Origin of the sequence: Streptomyces sp. NPDC085931 (assembly GCF_044540565.1) — a bacterium.
GTDB lineage: Bacteria > Actinomycetota > Actinomycetes > Streptomycetales > Streptomycetaceae > Streptomyces.
The window spans coordinates 299,740-316,260 of record NZ_JBITSK010000002.1 but is presented as its reverse complement, the minus strand read 5'-3'; the positions used below and the strand labels follow the sequence as shown (position 1 = coordinate 316,260).

Below are 16,521 nucleotides of genomic sequence, written 5' to 3'. Positions count from 1 at the left end.
ATGGTGAAGGGCGCCCGGCGTCGCCCTTCGCACCCTCTGCACGTGTCACTCCAGTGGGCAAGGAGGCCCCATGAGACCACGTTCGAAGCTCCCCGCGCTGCTGCTCGGCAGCGCGCTCCTCGCCGGCGCGCTCGGCGTCGGCACGGTCGCCACGGCGGCCGGTCCCGGCGACAGCCCGAGCGCCTCGGCCGCCGCTCACGCCGGGCACACGACGGCGGTGTCGACCCGGGCGTCCGCCGACGACCCCGACGGCGACGGCTACATCCCGGCCGTACCCCCCGTCACCGGCGTGACCCCCTCCGACGCCACCCCGCCGCCGCGCTACCACAAGGAGTTCCAGGCCAACTGCGCCGTCACCCACACCGCTCCGGACGATCCGATCGTGTACCCGGGGCAGCCCGGCACGTCCCATGACCACACCTTCATGGGCAACACGACGACACACGCCGGCAGCACGACCGCGAGCCTCTACGGAGGCACCACCACCTGTCTGGCACCGGCCGATGCCTCCGCGTACTGGATGCCCTCCCTGTACAAGGGCGACAGGAAGATCCTGCCGGTCGGCCCGCAGGTCATCTACTACAAGTCGGGGGTCACCGACTACACGAGCGTGCGGCCGTTCCCCCGGGGGCTGCGGTACGTCGTCGGCGACCCCCTGCAGAGCGCCCAGGAGTTCCGCGCCCACAAGGGCTTCGTCGAGGGCTGGGAATGCGGTGACAGCTTCTTCAACGTCGACTTCCCCGCCACCTGCCCGAGCCGCCCCGACGTACAGCTCAACATCCGCTTCCAGGCGCCCAGTTGCTGGGACGGCAAGTATCTGGACACTCCCGACCACAAGAGCCACATGGCCTACCCGGTCGTCAAGCCCGGCACGAACGACAACATGTGCCCGGCCTCCCACCCGGTCGCCCTGCCGATGATCGAGTTCAAGATGGCCTTCCCGGTCAACGGCGACATGAGCCAGGTCCGCCTGGCCAGCGGCCGCGGGTACTCCTTCCACTACGACTTCTTCAACGCCTGGGAGGAGCGGACCCTCAAGGCACTGGTCGACCACTGCATCGTGGGCGGCCTCCAATGCGACACGCGCGGCTACGACCAGAACCACCCCGAGCGCGGCGCGGTGCTGAACGCCGACCACCGGCTGCCCTGACCCTCGCGTCAGGCTCGAGGGCCCGGCGGCACCCGCACGGCAGGGGTGCCGCCGGGCCCGTGCGCCGATCGTCCGGCACAGCGCACACGCAGCCGCGCAGGCGCGCGGCCGCGACGGTCAGGCGGACTCGCGTACGACCAACTCCGGCGCGAAGACCAGGGTGTGCGGTGCCGTGCGGACGCCCCGCACCTGTTCGTCCAGCATCCCGGCCATGGCCGCCGCCATGTCCTCCACCGGCTGGCGCACGGTGGTCAGCGGTGGCCGGCAGGTCACGGCGACGCTCGAGTCGTCGAACCCGACGACGGCGACGTCCCGCGGTATGTGCCGGCCCGCCTCCCGCAGCACCTGGCAGGCGCCCTGAGCCATCAGGTCGTTGGCCGCGAACACGCCGTCCACGTCGGGGTGGTCCCGCAGCAGCGCGGCCATCGCCGCCGCCCCGCTGTCCAGGCTGAAGGAGCCCTCGGCCGCGGGCACATTGGGGTGGCCGCCCCGGGCCAGGGCGTCACGGAAGCCGGCCAGGCGTGCCCGGCCGGCCCTGACCTCGGGCGACGTGCCGATCGTCGCCATGCGGACGCAGCCGCGGGCCAGCAGATGCTCCCCGGCCAGTCGTCCTCCCGCGTAGTGGTCGAGGTCCACACAGCTGACCGGGGTGTCACGGGCGGGACGCGCGAACAGCACCGTCGGCACGCGGGCCGACAGGAGCAGGTCCGGCAGCGGGTCGTCCGGCTGGACGGAGACCACCAGGGCACCGTCCGCGCTGCCCTGCCGCAAGTAGTCGACCACCTGCTCCCTGGCCGTGGCCGACTCGGCGAACAGCAGGACCGGTTGCATGGCGCGCGCCCGGAGGTACCCCACGACGCCGTTGACGACGCGCCCGAAGAACGGGTCGGCGAACACACGGCCGGCGAAGGCGTCGCCCGCGCCGGAGATGACGAGGGCCACGTTCCCGGTGGGATGCCGGGCGACCAGTGCCCGTGCCGCGCGGTTCGGCGTGTAGCCGGTCCGTTCGATCGCGCTGCGGACCAGCTTCTGGATGCCGGGATCGACGTTGCGCACGCCGTTCACGACCCGTGACACGGTGGCGCGGGAGACCCCCGCCTCGCGTGCGACGTCCTCGAGCGTCGGGGCCTGCCGGTTCATGGGGGCACTCTAACCGTGGGCGATCTCCCGGTCACAGGGCGCCGGATCACATCCGGCCGGGCTCGCCGGCACCTCGGCCGCGGAAAACCGCCGCTCACCCGGCACCCCGACGGCGCGGGCCGGTGTGCCGGTCACGCCGGCCCGCGCACGCGTGGCGTCTCAGCCGCTCAGCACTCACCCCGCCAGACGACCCGGGTGATGGTGAGCCCGGGCTCGGCGTTGGCCTTGTACCTGCCCGGGCCGGGGTTGTAGTGGAAGCAGTCCGTCGACGGCTGCCCGCCCAGGTACGACGTCACATCGACGTGATCGGCGCCCGGGTAGACCACCCCGTTGTTGAAGATGGAGCCGACGCCGAGGTTCCCCGACCAGTTGCCCGCCACCCTGAGCAGCAGGGTTCCGGTCTGGTTGGGGCCGCTGTAGGCGCAGAAGTAGCCCTTGGGGCAGCCGGGCGGGTTGGCCTCGGCGGTGGCGGTCGGCGCGGTGGCGAGGACCCCGGTGAGAGCCACCGCGACGGCTCCGGCGCCCAGGGCGCCGCGTCGCATTGCGGTCATGGTGATGTCCGTCCCTTCGTAGTCAGCACTCCCCGCGCCACACCACTTTGACGATGCGGGTGCCGGGAGCGGCGTTGCCCTTGTAGGCGCCGGGGCCGGGGTTGTAGTGGAGACAGACGGTCTCCGTTCCCCCCTCGACGGCGTACGTCATGTCGACGTGGTCGGCGCCCGGGTAGGGCACCCCGTTGTTGAACGCGGAGCGGAAAGCGACGTTGCCGGTCCAGTTGCCCGCGGTCCTCACCACGAGCTGACCGGTCTGGTTCTCCCCGCTGTAGGCGCAGAAGTACCCCTTCGGGCACCCCGGCGGATTCGGTTCCGCGGACGCGCCCGGTGCGGCCGCCAGCACGGTGGCGAATGCGGCCGCCGTCACCGCGCCGGCGGCAGTTCGTGTGCGCATGCGTCGTTCCCCCTGTTCTTGGTCGCGAACAGCGTCACGAGTGCGCACGTCGGCGGGCCGCCACTCGACGGCCGCCGCGTGCCACACCCGTTGCACCCCGGTACGCCTGCCACAGCCGCCCTCAGCGGGGTCGCGGCAGACCCGGACCGAAGTCGGAACCGAGCCTAGCGACGCACGCCGGCCGGCGGTCCTGACATCTGTCTGGGTGCATTCGTGTGAGTTCGCGCAGGGAAACCGCCGGCCTGTTCGACGGTCTGCGCCCGTGTTCGGTGCACGACAGCGGGTCTGGGAGGATGACGGGGCTCGTTCCGGGTACGGAAGGGCGGGCGGTGATGGGCGGGAGAGCGGAGCGGTTCGGCATATGCCTCAGTACCCGGAGTACCTCGCGGCGGTCGTGTTCGCCGCGGGCGGTGCCGTCAACGCCTGGCTGGCACCGCACCGGTTCTCCACCGCCGTCCTGTTCTGCCTCGCGGCGACCTCTGCCGGACTCGGCGTGGCAGCCCGCAGTGCGGCGGCCCACCCGGTCCTCGCGACGGCCCTCGCCGTCGCCGCCCTGCTGTGGGCGCTCGCGCTGGGCCTGCTCCTGCTGGCCGACAGCGTCGTCCTGGTCCGGCGCTACGGACCGCAGCCGGCCCTGCTGGCGACCGGGGCCGCCGGCTGCGCGGTGCTGGCGGTGCTCGGTCTCGACGCGGTCCACCACGCGGTGGGTGGCGAGGTGTTCGGCGCCCTCCTGGTCGTGGTGAACGCGGCCGCGGGGTACCTCACGCTCCTGTTCGTCGTCTGCGCCGGCTACGTGTTCGTCCGGGGGCGCAGCACCCCTCTGCCCGAAACCACCCATGTCGTGGTCCTGGGCGCCGGGCTCGACGGCGACCGGCCCGGCCCGCTGCTGACCCGCAGGCTGGAGCGCGCCCTGGCCATCGACACCGGCCGCGCGCCGGACACTCCTGGTGTGGTGTTCGTCGTGTCGGGCGGCCAGGGCGACGACGAGGTCCGCTCCGAGGCCGACGCGATGGCCGACTACCTGCGCGGACGCGGCGTGCCCGCCGACCGGATCGTGCGCGAGGACCGCTCCGTCAACACCGGGCAGAACCTCCGTTTCAGCGCGGACCTCGTGGACGGCATCCGAGCCGGTCACCGTGCCACGGTGGTCACCAGCGGCTTCCACGTCTACCGCACGACCCTGCTGGCCCGCCGCGTCGGCGTGCCCGTGCACGTCGTGGGCGCGCCGACCTCCCCCGCCTACTGGCTGGCCGCGACACTGCGCGAGTACGCGGCCATTCTGTGGCTGGACCGCCTTCTCCTGGTCGGACTCAGCCTGCTGCTGGCGGTGCCGGTGGCGACGGCACTCTTCGTGCGCTGAGGCGCCGGCACGATTTGAGCGCTGAGATGCCGGCATTCTCCGAGCGCTGAGGCGCCGACCGCAGACCTTACGAGAGGCCCTGTCCCGCCGTGCACGCATCGCGCGGTCGAGTCCTTCGCCGACGCGGGAACCGGATCTCCGCCAGCGGCGAAGTACGGATGTAAGTCCACGGTATCGAAGCGTGTGAATCGACGAGAGGAGCCCCGATGACCGTCGAACCAGGCGTCAGGGTGGGGCAGGACAGTGACGCCTCGGTGATCGAGCGGTCGTGGGGTGAGCCCGAGGCCTTCGCGGCGCTCTTCGACCGTCATGCCGACTCGGTGTACGGATACGCGGCACGCCGGCTCGGTGCGGAGGCGGCCGAGGACGTGATGGCGGAGACCTTCACCACCGCGTTCCAACTGCGTTTCCGGTACGACGTCACACTGGCCAGCGCCCGGCCGTGGCTGTTCGGGATCACCACCAACCTCATAGGCCGCCACAAGCGCGCCGAGGCCCGGCGCCTGAAGACTCTCGGACGGCTGCCTGCGTCCGCCCCGGGCGAGCAAGCCGAGGAGACGCTCGCGGACCGGGTGGTGGCGCGGGTGAGCGCGCAGGCCGTGGGAGGCGAACTCGCCCGCGCCCTCGCCCGGTTACCCGCCCGCCATCGGGACGTGCTGCTGCTGGTCGCCTGGGCCGACCTCGGCTACGACGAGGTCGCACGCGCCCTCGGGGTGCCCGTCGGGACGGTCCGGTCGCGGTTGCACAGGGCTCGTCGAAAAGTCCGCGAGGCATTGGGCGGAACCGATCCGACAACACTGCGAGAGGAATCCGACGATGAATGAACTCGAGCTCCTGAGGGAGTGGGACGCCGACGCCCCGCCTCTCACGGACAGCGTCCGTGCCCGCGGCCGCTTCCGCCTGTACCAGGAGATGCGCGCTCCCGCCGTCTCCACGGCGGTTCCCCGCCGGCCGCTGTTGCGGATCGCGGTGGCCACCGTCGCCGCGGCGACGGTCACCACGACCGTGGTGGTCGCCGGGAACACGGGGACCTCACCTCCGGCCCGGACGGTGAGCGCGGTCACCGTGCTGCGAGGGGCGGCCGCCGAGGAACGCCGGCTCGAGAAGCCGATCGCGCCGCGCGACGACCAGTTCATCTACACCAAGGAGATCATCAAGGAGACCCCCGCGGGAGGGGGCCGGAGCAAGACCTACGTCGATGAGAGCTGGAACTCGGTCGACGGCTCCAAGAGGTCCTACGTCAGCGAGCTGGGCCACACGCAGTGGGTTCCGCCGGACCGGCCGGGCCAGAGGAGCTGGCCGCCGCGCAGGTGGGCGCAGCTGAAGCAGTTGCCCACCGATCCGGACAAGCTCCCGATCGCCCTGCGCGAGGTCGGCATGAGGCCGGACTACGAACGGCCGATGGAGGCCGACGACTGGCCGATGGTCCAGATCTTCCTCTCCGGGCTGCTCCGCGCCCCCGTCCTGCCGGAGGGCTTGCGCCCCGCGACGTTCGAAGCGCTCGCAACCGTCCCCGGCGTCAAGGTGATTCCGGGCCGGACCGACGTGGACGGCCGCGCGGGCATCGGCATCCAGTACGTGGGCGAGCCCGGCACGCCCTGGGCGAAAGGCGAGCAGGTCCTGGTCTTCGATGCGAAGACGTACCGGTACCTCGGCATGCGTGACCGGCGCACCGCGGGAGGGACGACGTACCGGCAGTGGTCGTACCGGGCCGCCGAAGCCGTGGTGGACCGAGTGCTGCAACGCCCCTGAGCGGGCCGCCCCCGTGTGTGTGGGGGGGGGGCAGGTCCACCTGATCGCCAGCCAGCCGACCGATCCTGCGCATCGACCGGTCGCGCCGACCGGAACGGAATCAGCCGGCAAGGGCGGGCGGCTGGTCATCGGTCCGGTCGGCCTCGGCTCTGCTGGTGACGTGTTGCGCGGCGCTCCGGACGGCTCTGATGGTGGGCTCGGAACGCCTTCGACGGAGCCAGGCGACAGCGGATGTCGACGGCGGGAGGTCGACCACCGTCACATACGCGATGCCCGGGCGTGGGAAGTAGTCGCGGGCGGCTGCCGGAAGGAAGCACATCGCCTCTCCGGTGGCCACCGTGTGCATCAGCGATTCCATGTCGGTGACCACGGGACCGTAGCGCACGCGACTGCCGTCGGGACGGGGGTCGACCGCCCAGAACTCCCACCACAGCCGTGGCACCTGCTCGGGCATGTCGACCACCGGAAAGCCCGCGAGCTGGGCCAGGGTGAGTCGGGGCGAGGCTGCCAAGGGGTGGTCGGCCGAGAGGCAGGCCACGCGCGGTTCCGTGGCCAGGTGGTGCAGTTCCATGTCCTCCGTCACCGGGGGACGGAGGAAGACCACGTCGACGTCCTGTCGTGCCAGGGCGGCCATGTGATCGCCGAAGCTGAGGTTCACCAGGTGCAGGGTCATGCGCGGGTGGCGATCTCTGAGCAGACCGAGCACCGCTCGGGTGTGCGTCATCGACGCCTCGGCGCCGATGGTTCCCACGACGACTCGCCCGGAGATCTGCCGCTGCTGCGCTTCGGCGACGCGCTTGAGCCGGTCGACAGCCGCGACCGCGGCACGGGCTGCGGGAAGCAGGGCGCGCCCTTCCTCGGTCAGGGCGAGCGTCCGGCTCGTGCGCTCGATCACGCGTACCCCCAAGCGCTTCTCCAGCTCCCTGATCTGCTGGCTCAGCGCCGGCTGAGTGATGAACAGGCGCGCGGCGGCGTTCCCGAAGTGCAACTCCTCGCTCAGTGCGAGGTAGAGCCGCAGTTGATGGATGCTCGGTTCCCTCGACAGGGAGGCGCCCATTCCCGTGCCCCTTTCCCCGGTTCGACCGGTCGCCATAACCAGATCCTTATCGATCAGCAGGCATAAGGCCCGCCGGCTTCCATGGCATATCCGCGTCGGCCATGTGACAGTCGATGCATCGCCACGTGATCGACGTGGCGGCCGCACTCGGGGGAAAGCACTCTGTCATCAGTCGAAAGACCGTTGCCGGCGCGCGTCTTGTTCCCGCCTTCAAGCGAATGTCCCCCGACCGACCCGGGGGTGGTGACAGAGGGGACCACCGCACATGCCCGCGCTATTCCGCCCGCACCAAGCACACGACCGCACATCGCGGCAAGCCGCTGACGCCAGCGGTGCGTCCTCCCGCCTCGACCGGCGTCGGCGGCGCACCGGTCGAGCGGCGATCGGCCCGCTCCTCGCCACCCTCCTGTCCCTGGCGGCCGTATGGACCACCGCCTGCACAGCCGACGGTTCACCGGCAGCCCGGCGGCAGGAGCCGCCACGGCACCTCACCGCGGCGGAAAGAGAAGTACTCGCCCAGGCGGAGAAAATTCTCACGCGTGACTGCATGCGAAAGGAGGGTTTCTCCTTCTGGGTCACTCCCGAAATCCCGGAACCGCTGGAGCGATTGTTCCCGTACGTCATCGACAACAAGCAGTGGGCCGCCGAGAACGGCTACGGCCGCGGCATCCGGGACCTTCGGGAGACGTCGGCCCGCAACGACCCCAACCGCCGTTATTTCGACGGCCTCTCCACTGCCCGAAAGGCGGCCGCTGTCACGGCACTCAACGGGCCGGCCCCGGAAGGGCTGGAAGCCGACGTCCCCGGGATGGGCAGGATCCGGCACAGCGACCGGGGGTGCGTCTCCGACGCCCAACGCGTGCTCTACACCGACCTGCGTGCCTGGTACCGGGCCAAGAAGATCACCGACGCCCTCGCCCGATCGGTCACGGCGGCCGTCGTGCATGATCCCGAGCTCGTTCCCGTGACCCGGGAGTGGGCCGACTGCATGCATGGACGAGGCCTCTCCTACGACAAGCCTCAAGAGACACGCGAACACTTCGCGCGTGGCTCCAGGGCCGGTGAGTTCTCCACGGCTCAGGCCGAGGCCGCATGCGCGCAATCAACCGGCCTGGCCGCGACGCTGCGAAAGCTGACCCGTACGCATCGCCAGGAGATCGACTCCCACCATCCCACCGAGGTGAAGAACCGCGCCTCGCTCGAACACAAGGCGCTCAGCCGTGCGCACGACATCGTCCGTCGCGGCTGATCAACCCCCAGCAGACAACGAGAGGGAACCACACATGCGCAAGCTCGCTTCACTCGCCGGCGCGGCCGCCCTGATGGCCGTCGCATTCACCGCTCCCACGGCCCAGGCCTCCGAACCGGCGCCGGCGGCGTCCCGCACGGTCAGCGCGGCCGCAGCGGACGGCAAACTCCACGCCTGGATGGACCCCTACCGAGGCGGCGGCCACTGTGCCTGGAGCGGGGCCATCCGCAACTGGGACTATCCGGGCCCCGGGTGCCCGGCGATGCGCAACCTCGCCTCCTCGGTGGAGAACCGCGGATACGCCGGCGGCTACGACGACGTCAACCTGTACTACGGCGAGGACCAGAGCGGCGCATACGCCTGCCTCGGCAACGGAGACATGTGGTTGGACCTGTCGCTCGGACGCGAGGTCTTCAGCCACGGCTGGTCGTGGTGGGACGGCTACGGCGAGTCCGTGAACAACAACATCGCGTCCCACAGCTGGACGGACAGCTGCTGATCGTCCCGTCGGCCGGACCCCGGAGGGCGCAGAAAGCGCCCTCCGGGGTCGCGTGCACCCGCAGGTCCCGTGCGTACGGCGAGTCCGCACGGCACGAGAGTGCGCGTTACGGGTGCAGCACCACCGAGTTGACCGGTGTCAGGTCGATCTCGTTGGCGTACCCCTGGTTGATCGTCCAGCAGTTGGTGCCGTTGGAGTTCGCGCAGATGTCGACCTTCCACCCATCGGTCTGGTTGTTGTAGATCATGTGGGTGCCGACCTGGTTGTAGAGCCGGTGCACCCCCTGGGACCAGTACACGTGCGACGGGACGTTGTTGTTGAAGCCCGCGTTCTGCGGATAGATACAGAAGGCGCCGTCCGGGCAGCCGTAGGAGCTGGCCGTCGCGGCGGCTTGGGCCTCGACGGTCCCGAGCATGAGAAGAGCCGCGGCAGCGGTGGCCGTCGCGGCGGCTTGGCGAAGCACCTTGGAAGTCATCATCGTCACCTCTGTGGCAAGGGCGCAGGTCGGTTTCGTCGCGGACATGACCGCAACGGTCTCTGCAGCCGAAATCGAACGCGAGCGTAGTGACGAACGGCGTTCACCGGTCCTGACACCTGTCTGGATGCGCCCTGCGGACGCGGCCGTCGCGCTGCGGACCGTGGCGGAAGCGGTCCGGGCCGTCGCGGCGAGTCCCGCCACGGTGAGGATGCGCCGGGCGACCAGGTGGGCCGGGATCCCCCGGCTGTGCGCGGCCCGTCCTGTCAGTCGGAGGTCATGGCCCGTCTGGTCGCGACGGCCGTGTCCGGCCCGGGCGCCTGGGTCAGCAAGGCGAGGACGCCGGCCGCGGCGAGTGTCCGTACGAGCACGGGCCGGAGTGGCACCTCGCGCGTGCCGACCGGGCTGCCGCCCGGCCGAGGACCTCACCCGAGGTGCCATCCGGCCGGGAAGCACCTTCAGGGCCCGTTCCCGGGAGAGGGTCCTGGGGGGCTGGGCGCCGACACGTTCGTGGACCTGGGGAGCGACCGGCTGGAGGGCATCGGGGAGGTCGACCTCGTCCTCGATGTGCTCGGCGGTGAGATCCTCGACCGTTCCACCGCGCTCCCGGCAAGACGATCATCCGGGTGTCGCAGGACTGAGCCGCCGCAGCGCATCCCCGCGCGGTGGCTGGGTACCCGCCCGCAGCCGATTCGGCTTAGCTTGATCCCGCCTGGGCATACGCTGTGCGTTACATGGCCCTACCGTCCATGGTCTTTCGGTTATCGGGGTGCGAGGCAGTGCAGGACGTCCGGTTCGATCTGTCGGCTTTCGGGCTGAGCGAGATGGCACGCTGCAGTGCCCACCTGCGGAGGGCCGCCGACGAGGCGCCGTCACCGGACGCGGCGGCACAGCTGGTCGCCGACTTCTTGTACGACCATCTGATCGACGACTCCGGTGGCCGCGCCTGCCCCACGGTGGGCGTCTACCTCGCGGAACGGCGGCAGCACGCCGCCTCCGCGGCGCCGGCGACCGAGGCCTCGGTTCGGCGTCTTGCCCTCGCCGGTCTCCGGGGGACGGACCCCCACGGGTGGGGCACGCAGGGCTCGGGCCGCGCGGTGCTGCCCGTGCCGTCGTCGGACTCCGCCCGCCAGGCGCCGCTCGTGCACTGGCTGCTCCAGGAACTCCAGAGCCGCCCGGACGCGGCGGACGCCGGGTCGGGCGGCAGTGACGCGGTGGTCGTGTACCTGTCCGACAGCCAGGGGGACGGACCGGCGGCGCTCCTGCGGGCGCACGGCATCCGCTCCGCGCTCGCCTTCGGCGGATCCCTGACGGCGGACGAGTGGTTCGCGGTGGTGCTGTTCTGCCGCGACCTCCTGCCGGCCGAGGTGCCCGGACTGTTCCGTACCGTCACGGACAGCACACGCCTGGCCCTGCTGTCCGCGGCCCGGCCCGCACCGGGCGTCGAGGCGGCCGCGGCGCGCTCCGTCCTGGTCGGCATGGAGAGCCTGGTGGGACAACGGGCCGCTCAGCTGGAGTCGGCGGTGGCCGAACTGCGCGCCGCCACGGAACAGCTGCGCCGATCCCAGCACCAGCTGGAGCAGCGGGAGCGAGCACTGCGCGAGGAAGCCGCCACCATCGAGCTGCTGCAGGAGGTCGGCGGCGTCCTCGCGGCGGAACTGGACCTGGACGCGCTGGTCCAGCACGCCGTCGACGCGGCCACCCGCCTGTCGGGAGCGGCCTTCGGAGCCTTCTTCTACAACGTCCTGGCCGAGACCGGTGAGTCGTACCTGCTGTACGTGATCTCCGGGGTGGACCGGTCGGCGTTCGACAAGTTCCCCATGCCGCGCAACACCCGGGTCTTCGAGCAGACCTTCCGAGGGCTCGGCGTGGTGCGCTCCGACGACATCACCGCCGACCCCCGGTACGGGCACAACGCCCCCCACCACGGCATGCCGGAGGGCCACCTGCCGGTACGCAGCTACCTGGCCGTCCCGGTGATGTCCCGGGGCACGGTGCTGGGCGGCTTCTTCTTCGGCCATCCCGAGCCCGGCGTGTTCACCGAACGGCACGAGCGCCTCGTCACCGGCGTCGCCGCCCAGACCGCCATCGCCCTGCAGAACGCGCAGATCTACCGGCAGGAGCGAGAAGCGGCCACCGAGCTGCAGCGTCATCTGCTGCCGGCGCTGCCGCACGTCGAGGGGATCGCCAGCACGTCCCGGTACGTGCCCGCCGCGCGGGACCGCGGCGCCGGGGGCGACTGGGTCGACCTGATACCGCTTCCGGAGGGGAAGGTGGCCCTGGTCGTCGGCGACGTGATGGGCAAGGGCATCAGGGCCGCAGCGATCATGGGGCAGATCCGCACCGCCTGCCGCGCCTACGCACGGCTCGGTCTCGCCCCGGCGGAGGTGCTGGAGAACCTGAGCGTCCTGGCGGACGACATCGCTCCCGGTTCCCTCGTCACCTGCGTGTACGCGGTGCTGGACACCGCCCGTGACCGGTTGCGCGCCGCCATCGCCGGACATCTCCCCCCGGCCCACCGGGATCCGGACGGTGGTGTGAGCTTCCTCGACGACGAGGTGGGGCCGCCGCTGGGCGTGGGCAGGCACCGCTACGCCGAGCAGGAGGCCGCACTGCTCCCCGGCTCGCGGCTGCTGCTGTACACCGACGGCCTGGTCGAGCGCCGCGGCCACCCCATCGACGACGGGCTGCACCGGCTGCGAGAGCTGCTGTCCGGTCCCGTGGGCGAGATCGAGGCGGACTGCGACTCCTGGCTGGACGCCCTGGCCGGCGGGCAGCACGACGACGACATCGCCATGCTCTACCTGTACCGGCCCGAGGACGCCGCGCACGCCGGCGTCGCGGTCTCGCGGGACTACCCCCCAGTCTCCGGGGCGGTACCCGACGCGCGTGATCTGGTGTCGGAGACGATGCGCGAGTGGGGTCTGCGCCATCTCGCCAACGACATGATGCTGATCGCGGACGAGATGGTGGCCAACGCCGTCCGGCACGCCAGGACGCCGCTGCGCGTCGAGTTGCGGCGGACCGGTGAGCGCGTCGTCCTGGAAGTGACGGACAGCAGTCGCGAGGAACCGCGTCTGATCGTGTCCCAACCCGGGGACTTCGGGCATCGGGGCATCTTCCTGATCGACGCCATCGCGACCCGGTGGGGGACGCGCTGGATCGACGGAGGGAAAGTGGTGTGGGCGGAAGTCAAGACCGAGTGACCAGGTGCCCCGGCAGGCCACCCGGCCCGAACGAGAACCACGTGCCGACCAGTTCGCTCCCCACCCAGGAGACCCGCCCCCGATGACCCCGCCACCCGGCCCCGCGGCGCACGAACCCGCCGACACCACGACCCCGGACGAATCCGGCGGTCTGCTTCCCGCCGGCCCGACCCTCACCCTGGACTCGCACCGGAGCGCCAGGCACGCGGTCGTCGCCGTGGAGGGGCCCATCGACTACCACACCGCACCGCAGTTGCTGGGACACCTCGCCACCGAGGAGATGCAGGACGTCCCGCTGCTCGTCCTGGATCTGACGCGCGTCGACTTCTGCGACTCCAGCGCCCTGGGGGCGTTCGTCGAGATCCACCGCCGCCGGTCGGACGCCGGGCGCCGGTTCGCGCTGACCGGGATACAGCCGGAGGTGCTGCGCATCCTGGAACTCACCCGCCTGACATCCATCCTGCCGCTGCACGAGACGGTCGAGGAGGCACTCGCCATCGGCTGACCCGCCCCCCACGGGCCGGCACGCCGAGGGTCGAGCCCACCAGTCGCGAGGGGCTGACATAGCGTCAGCCGTCATGTGGGAAAGGCCAGTTGGGCGATCGGGGCGGAGGTCGGCTGTGGTGATCCGCCGGCCGGTTCCACGGTGATGCCCAGTCCCGAGGAGGTCGCCACTCCGCCGCGCAGCAGCACTGTCTCGTTGCCGCGGTCGGGGTCCAGCAGCCCGGCGGGACGCATGGTGCCGTTCTCGTTCAGCCACAGCTGGTACACCCTGCCGCTGGGAGGCCGGTCCATACCGGCGGCGACGAACACCGCCTGGTTCCGGCTGCGGGAGACGACGACCGTGCCGCTGGCCCCGCCGCCCAGCCGGGCCGTCACGGTCCGTGCGTCCGGAGCGGCCAGCACGGCACTGATCTCGTTCACCCGTTGCTCAGCCCGTCGTGCCTGGGTGCGTGCCCGATCGGCTTGATCGTGCTGCCACCACGCGCCCCCGCCCAAGGCCACCGCGCCGGCCACGCAGGCGGCCAGCGCCCACCGCGACACGCGTTGCCGCAGCGGTGCGCCCGTCCGGCGCCCGAAGGCCGACCCGGGGGTGCCGGGCGGCTCCTGCCGTACGTCCGTGATGCGGTGGAGCACCTGCTCGCGCAGGACGGAGCGGGGTGTGCCGGCCGCGGCCAGGCCGAGCCGGGCCGCGGTGGCGAAGAACTCGTCGACCTCCTGCCGGCAGGAGGCGCAGTGCGCCAGATGGCGCCGGAAGGCCGCTTCCTCGCCCTCGCCGAGCGCGTGCAGCGCGTACGCGCCGGTCAGTCCGTGCAGGTCCTCACCGGTGTTCACGCGGTCACCCCCAGGCAGTCGCGCAGCCGGATCAGCCCGTCCCGCAGCCGTGTCTTGACAGTCCCCAGAGGCAGGGCGAGCGCCTCCGCCACTTGCCGGTAGGTCAGGCCCCGGTAGTAGGCCAGCGTCACCGCTTGGCGCTGCAGTTCCGTCAGAGTGCGCATGCAGCGCCGCACCTGCTCTCGCTCCAGACGGATCTCGACCTGCTCGGTCACCTCGTCGTACTCCGGCAGCCGGTCGAGCAGCGCGGCCTTGTGCTCCCGCACCGCCGATGCCTCCACGGACCGGACGCGGTCGACCGCGCGCCGGTGAGCGAGCGTGAGGATCCAGTTCATCGCCGTCCCGCGATCGGACCGGTAATGGGCCGCCGTGCGCCACACCTCCACCAGCACCTCCTGCATCACCTCCTCCGACTGCGCCCGGTCCCGCAGCACGCTGCGCACGACGCCCAGGACGGGGCCCGCCACGGTGTCGTACACCGCGGCGAACGCCTCCTGGTCACCGAGGGCCACCCTGCCGATGAGCTGTTGCAGGTCCGGCTCGGCGGAGCGGCTCCTGCCGATGAAGACCGGTTCTTTCACAAGGCGCCTCCCACGGCGAACGTCATGCTTCGGGGTAATCCGACGCGGAACGACCTGCGGATTGGTCCGGAAGGAAGATTCACTCGTTCGGGTTCCGGGCCAATCCGGCCGCCGTACAGGACCGGATTACCCCCGTGAGCGACGAAGAGAAGCGACCGCGGAAGTCCGGTGGAGGGACACGGCTCGGGCTGGGTGCCCTGAGTGGTCTCCTGGCCGGCCTCGCCGCGCTCGCCGTGGCCGAACTGGTGGCGGCGGGAGTACGTCCGCAGGCCGGTCCGGTCGTCGCGGTCGGCGGCGCCGCCATCGACCGCACACCCGGCACCGTGAAGGACTGGGCGATCCGCACCTTCGGCACCGCCGACAAGCTGGTCCTCCAGCTCGGCATCCTGACCGTGCTGGCGCTGTTCGCACTGGCCCTGGGAGCCCTGGCCCTGCGCCACCGGCGGATCGGAGCCGCGGGAGTGCTGGTCCTCGGCCTGGCCGGAGCAGCTGCGGCCACCAGTCGCCCCGACTCCACGAGTCCCGCCGACGCGCTCCCCTCCCTCGTGGGGGCAGTCGTCGCAGCCATGCTGCTCCACGCCCTCATCGGCCGTCTCCTTCCACCGCGCCATCACCTGAGAGGGTCCCCCCAGCCGGCCGGCGAGGGCTGGGACCGGCGCGGATTCGTCATCGCGGCGACCGCCGCTGCCGCCGCCTCCGCCGGGGCCGGTGTACTGGGCCGGGCGCTGAACGGTGCCGGCGGCCAGGACGCGATCGCCTCCCGCAGGAACACCGACCTGCCCGCGCCGGCCTCACCCGCGCCCGCGGTACCGCGCGCCGCGCAGGTGAGGGTGCGGGGGACCAGCTCCTTCATCACCGCGAACAAGGACTTCTACCGGGTCGACACCGCCCTGGTGGTGCCCAAGGTGAATGCCACCGCCTGGCGGCTGCGCATCCACGGCACGGGCGTACGCCGCCCCCTGACGCTGTCCTTCGACGACCTGCTGCGGCGCGAGCTGGTCGAGCGGGACATCACCCTCACCTGCGTGTCCAACGAGGTGGGCGGCCCCTACGTCGGCAACGCCCGCTGGATCGGTGTCCGGCTCGCCGCCCTGCTCGCGGAGTGCGGTGTGCGGCCCCCGTCCAGGGGCGGACCGGCCGACCAGCTCGTGGCCCGTTCCGTGGACGGCATGACGATCGGCAGCCCGGTCGAGGACGTCATGGACGGCCGTGACGCGCTGCTCGCCGTCGGCATGAACGGCGAGCCGCTGCCCTTCGACCACGGCTTCCCGGTCCGCATGGTGGTGCCCGGCCTCTACGGCTACGTGTCCGCCTGCAAATGGATCACGGACATCGAACTGACCACCTTCGACGCCTACGACTCCTACTGGGTCAAGCGCGACTGGGCCCGCGAAGCACCCGTCAAGACCCAGTCCCGCATCGACACCCCGAAGCCCTTCGCCCGGCCGAAGACGGGAACGGTCATGGTGGCCGGCGTCGCCTGGGCCCAGCACCGCGGCATCGACAAGGTCGAGGTCCGCGTCGACGACGGGCCCTGGGCCGAAGCCGCCCTGGCCGCCGAGGACTCCCGCGACACCTGGCGGCAGTGGTCCTACCCCTGGCAGGCCACCAAGGGCGGCCACACCCTCACCGTGCGGGCCACCGACCGCACCGGCGAGGTGCAGACCGAAGCACGTACCCGCACCGTCCCCGACGGCGCCAGCGGATGGCACTCCGTCGTGGTGACCGTCGAGTGACCCACAAGCCACCTTCCCCCTATCGGGCGGCAC

Annotated in this window: 16 protein-coding genes; 9 read left to right on the top strand and 7 right to left on the bottom strand. The window is 71.5% G+C overall.

Annotation, left to right across the window (positions count from 1 at the left end; genetic code table 11):
* Nucleotides 1-70: 70 nt before the first annotated feature.
* Nucleotides 71-1,150 (top strand): DUF1996 domain-containing protein, encoded by a 1,080-nt coding sequence (locus ACIGAN_RS04270; protein ID WP_399854755.1) that lies wholly within the window; start codon nucleotides 71-73, stop codon nucleotides 1,148-1,150.
* A gap of 117 nt (nucleotides 1,151-1,267) precedes the next feature.
* Here ACIGAN_RS04270 and ACIGAN_RS04265 read toward each other — a convergent pair whose 3' ends face one another.
* From ACIGAN_RS04265 to ACIGAN_RS04255, 3 genes are all read right to left on the bottom strand, one after another.
* Entirely contained in the window at nucleotides 1,268-2,290 is a 1,023-nt protein-coding gene (locus ACIGAN_RS04265; protein ID WP_399854754.1) for a LacI family DNA-binding transcriptional regulator, read from the bottom strand.
* Between the two features lie 167 nt (nucleotides 2,291-2,457).
* Nucleotides 2,458-2,841, bottom strand: a complete 384-nt coding sequence (locus tag ACIGAN_RS04260; RefSeq protein ID WP_365092224.1) for a peptidase inhibitor family I36 protein — start codon at nucleotides 2,839-2,841, stop codon at nucleotides 2,458-2,460.
* A gap of 22 nt (nucleotides 2,842-2,863) precedes the next feature.
* Nucleotides 2,864-3,238 (bottom strand): peptidase inhibitor family I36 protein, encoded by a 375-nt coding sequence (locus tag ACIGAN_RS04255; protein ID WP_365092222.1) that lies wholly within the window; start codon nucleotides 3,236-3,238, stop codon nucleotides 2,864-2,866.
* Between the two features lie 361 nt (nucleotides 3,239-3,599).
* Between ACIGAN_RS04255 and ACIGAN_RS04250 the strand changes: the two genes are divergently transcribed.
* The 3 genes from ACIGAN_RS04250 to ACIGAN_RS04240 all read left to right on the top strand — a co-directional run bounded on the left by ACIGAN_RS04250 (nucleotide 3,600) and on the right by ACIGAN_RS04240 (nucleotide 6,350).
* The gene (locus ACIGAN_RS04250; RefSeq protein WP_399854752.1) at nucleotides 3,600-4,598 is read left to right on the top strand and encodes a YdcF family protein; all 999 of its coding nucleotides are present in this window, start codon (nucleotides 3,600-3,602) and stop codon (nucleotides 4,596-4,598) included.
* A gap of 206 nt (nucleotides 4,599-4,804) precedes the next feature.
* Nucleotides 4,805-5,422, top strand: coding sequence for an RNA polymerase sigma factor (locus tag ACIGAN_RS04245; RefSeq protein WP_365740591.1), 618 nt, complete (start codon nucleotides 4,805-4,807; stop codon nucleotides 5,420-5,422).
* Nucleotides 5,415-6,350, top strand: coding sequence for a CU044_5270 family protein (locus tag ACIGAN_RS04240; RefSeq protein ID WP_399854751.1), 936 nt, complete (start codon nucleotides 5,415-5,417; stop codon nucleotides 6,348-6,350). The genes ACIGAN_RS04245 and ACIGAN_RS04240 overlap by 8 nt, the downstream gene beginning before the upstream one ends.
* Nucleotides 6,351-6,450: 100 nt before the next feature.
* Here ACIGAN_RS04240 and ACIGAN_RS04235 read toward each other — a convergent pair whose 3' ends face one another.
* Nucleotides 6,451-7,407, bottom strand: a complete 957-nt coding sequence (locus tag ACIGAN_RS04235; RefSeq protein WP_399854750.1) for a LysR family transcriptional regulator — start codon at nucleotides 7,405-7,407, stop codon at nucleotides 6,451-6,453.
* A gap of 265 nt (nucleotides 7,408-7,672) precedes the next feature.
* Between ACIGAN_RS04235 and ACIGAN_RS04230 the strand changes: the two genes are divergently transcribed.
* Together ACIGAN_RS04230 and ACIGAN_RS04225 are read left to right on the top strand one after the other, a co-directional pair.
* On the top strand, nucleotides 7,673-8,656 hold the full coding sequence (locus ACIGAN_RS04230) for a hypothetical protein (protein WP_399854749.1): 984 nt from the start codon (nucleotides 7,673-7,675) through the stop codon (nucleotides 8,654-8,656).
* A gap of 34 nt (nucleotides 8,657-8,690) precedes the next feature.
* Complete coding sequence (locus ACIGAN_RS04225) at nucleotides 8,691-9,155, top strand: hypothetical protein (protein WP_365092212.1); 465 nt, start codon at nucleotides 8,691-8,693, stop codon at nucleotides 9,153-9,155.
* Nucleotides 9,156-9,261: 106 nt separating this feature from the next.
* Here the strand turns inward: ACIGAN_RS04225 and ACIGAN_RS04220 are convergent, their stop codons facing one another.
* Nucleotides 9,262-9,630 (bottom strand): hypothetical protein, encoded by a 369-nt coding sequence (locus ACIGAN_RS04220; RefSeq protein WP_365740587.1) that lies wholly within the window; start codon nucleotides 9,628-9,630, stop codon nucleotides 9,262-9,264.
* Between the two features lie 824 nt (nucleotides 9,631-10,454).
* Here ACIGAN_RS04220 and ACIGAN_RS04215 point away from each other — a divergent pair.
* On the top strand, nucleotides 10,455-12,836 hold the full coding sequence (locus ACIGAN_RS04215; protein ID WP_399854748.1) for a SpoIIE family protein phosphatase: 2,382 nt from the start codon (nucleotides 10,455-10,457) through the stop codon (nucleotides 12,834-12,836).
* An 82-nt stretch (nucleotides 12,837-12,918) separates the two neighbouring features.
* The gene (locus tag ACIGAN_RS04210; RefSeq protein WP_399854747.1) at nucleotides 12,919-13,341 is read left to right on the top strand and encodes an STAS domain-containing protein; all 423 of its coding nucleotides are present in this window, start codon (nucleotides 12,919-12,921) and stop codon (nucleotides 13,339-13,341) included.
* A gap of 71 nt (nucleotides 13,342-13,412) precedes the next feature.
* Here ACIGAN_RS04210 and ACIGAN_RS04205 read toward each other — a convergent pair whose 3' ends face one another.
* Both ACIGAN_RS04205 and ACIGAN_RS04200 read right to left on the bottom strand, forming a co-directional pair.
* Complete coding sequence (locus ACIGAN_RS04205; RefSeq protein WP_399854745.1) at nucleotides 13,413-14,171, bottom strand: anti-sigma factor; 759 nt, start codon at nucleotides 14,169-14,171, stop codon at nucleotides 13,413-13,415.
* Nucleotides 14,168-14,752 carry a sigma-70 family RNA polymerase sigma factor gene (locus ACIGAN_RS04200; RefSeq protein ID WP_365740583.1) on the bottom strand — a complete coding sequence of 195 codons (585 nt, stop codon included), beginning with the start codon at nucleotides 14,750-14,752 and terminating at the stop codon, nucleotides 14,168-14,170. The genes ACIGAN_RS04205 and ACIGAN_RS04200 overlap by 4 nt, the downstream gene beginning before the upstream one ends.
* 134 nt (nucleotides 14,753-14,886) lie before the next feature.
* On the opposite strand from ACIGAN_RS04200, the gene ACIGAN_RS04195 reads away from it, so the two are divergent.
* Nucleotides 14,887-16,488 carry a sulfite oxidase gene (locus ACIGAN_RS04195; protein ID WP_399854744.1) on the top strand — a complete coding sequence of 534 codons (1,602 nt, stop codon included), beginning with the start codon at nucleotides 14,887-14,889 and terminating at the stop codon, nucleotides 16,486-16,488.
* Nucleotides 16,489-16,521: the final 33 nt, after the last annotated feature.